The organism is Burkholderia sp. Se-20378, assembly GCF_017104665.1.
In the GTDB taxonomy this organism is placed as follows: domain Bacteria; phylum Pseudomonadota; class Gammaproteobacteria; order Burkholderiales; family Burkholderiaceae; genus Burkholderia; species Burkholderia lata.
On the sequence record NZ_JAAGPG010000941.1, the window covers coordinates 1 to 1,903 of the forward strand.

Annotated in this window: 2 protein-coding genes and 1 pseudogene; all 3 read right to left on the bottom strand. The window is 64.4% G+C overall.

All coding sequences use genetic code 11. The features are described from left to right. Positions 1–124: ChbG/HpnK family deacetylase (locus G3N93_RS39155; protein WP_206135442.1), on the bottom strand; the 124-nt coding region annotated here is incomplete at its 3' end. Between the two features lie 3 nt (positions 125–127). Further along, positions 128–1,570 (bottom strand): hopanoid biosynthesis associated radical SAM protein HpnJ, encoded by a 1,443-nt coding sequence (gene hpnJ, locus G3N93_RS39160; RefSeq protein ID WP_307873455.1) that lies wholly within the window; start codon positions 1,568–1,570, stop codon positions 128–130. A 136-nt stretch (positions 1,571–1,706) separates the two neighbouring features. Beyond that, a pseudogene (locus tag G3N93_RS39165) lies at positions 1,707–1,903 on the bottom strand (ceramide glucosyltransferase); the annotation flags it as partial.

The window sequence follows — 1,903 nt, forward strand, 5'->3', positions numbered from 1 at the left end:
TCAGGCTGGCGGCGTTCAGCACGCCGTCGCGGTGCGCGCGCTCGACCGCCGCGTTGACGCGCGGGTGCAGCCCGAAGTCGTCCGCGGTGAAGATCAGCGCACGCGCCGCCGGCTGCGTCGCCACGAATCAGGCCTCGTGTGCGCGCAGGAAGCGGAAGAACTCGACGCCTTCGCGCAGACGGCGCTTCATCATGTCCCAGCTCGTCAGCATTTCGCGGACGATCTCCCAGATCTTCGACGGGCGGAAGTAGAACTGGCGATAGAACTGCTCGAGATGGTGATAGATCTCGTCGCGCGACAGGTGCGCATAGCCGATCGCCGCGAGCTGCACGCCTTCCTTGCTCACCAGGTTGATGGTCTTGTTCTCTTCCATCCAGCCGTTTTCCACGGCCTGCTTGTAGAGCGTCGTGCCCGGATACGGCGCGGCGAGCGACACCTGGATCGTGTGCGGATTGATTTCCTTCGCGTACTCGATCGTCTTCTTGATGGTCTCCTGCGTCTCGCCCGGCAGGCCGAGGATGAAGGTGCCGTGGATCTTGATGCCGAGCTTCTTGCAGTCCGCGCTGAAGCGGCGCGCGAAATCGGTGCGCACGCCCTTCTTGATGTTCACGAGGATCTGGTCGTCGCCGGATTCGAAGCCGACCAGCAGCAGGCGCAGGCCGTTTTCCTTCATGACCTTGAGCGTCTTGTACGGCACGTTCGCCTTCGCATTGCACGACCACGTCATGCCGAGCTTGCCCAGGCCGATGGCGATCGCTTCAGCGCGCGGCAGGTCGTCGGTGAAGGTGTCGTCGTCGAACATCAGCTCCTTCACTTCCGGCATGTTGTCGCGGATCCACTTCGCTTCCGCGATCACGTTCTCGACCGAGCGCGTGCGGTAGCGATGGCCGCTGACCGTCTGCGGCCACAGGCAGAAGGTGCAGCGCGACTTGCAGCCGCGGCCCGTGTAGATCGATACGTACGGATAGTTGAGGTAGCCGATGAAGTAGTTGTCGATCTTCAGGTCGCGCTTGTAGACGGGCGCGACGAACGGCAGTTCGTCCATGTTCTCGAGGATCGGACGCGCTTCGTTGTGCTCGATCGAGCCGTCCTTCGCGCGCCAGCTCAAGCCCTTGATCTCCGGGAACGGCTTGCCTTCGGCGATTTCCTTGCAGGTGTAGTCGAATTCCTCGCGGCACACGAAGTCGATTGCCTCGCTCGCCGTGAGCGAGTTGTGCGGATCGACCATCACCTTCGCGCCGACCATGCCGACCAGCATCGACGGCTTCATCTTCTTCAGGTCCTGCGCGAACATCGCGTCGGTCGGGAACGACGGCGTGCTCGTGTGGATGATCACGAGGTCGTAGTCGTTCGCGATCTTCAGCGTCTCTTCGACCGACAGGCCGTCGGCCGGTGCGTCGACGACACGGCTGCCCGGCACGAGCGCGGCCGGCTGCGCGAGCCACGTCGGATACCAGAAGGAACGGATTTCGCGCTTCGCCTGATAGCGCGAGCCGGCTCCGCCGTCGAAGCCGTCATACGAAGGGGCCTGCAAGAACAGCGTTTTCATGAATGCTCCGGTAGCCTGCATAGTTCGATTCGTTACAACGATTCAGTCAAAAAACCGCGGGCCGCCCTGCCGGCGCCCGCCTCTTTGTCATGTCGCGCCACGCGGCCTCGCCGTGCAACGCGTCTCGGCCCTCGGGCCGGGTTCGGTCGGAACGGCCCTAGCGGCCGTCCACTGCTTCCACTGCCGCCGTCGCGCGTTCACCGCCGACGACCGTCATCCTCGCGCCGCGCCACACGACGTGCGTGCCGAACACTGCGGCGAGCCACTCGAGCGCGAGCAGCGTGTCGCGCACCGCGACGAGCGGCAAGTCTCGCCAGAACGCGCGCCAGCCGTCCTCGCCGCGGGCGTGCAGCA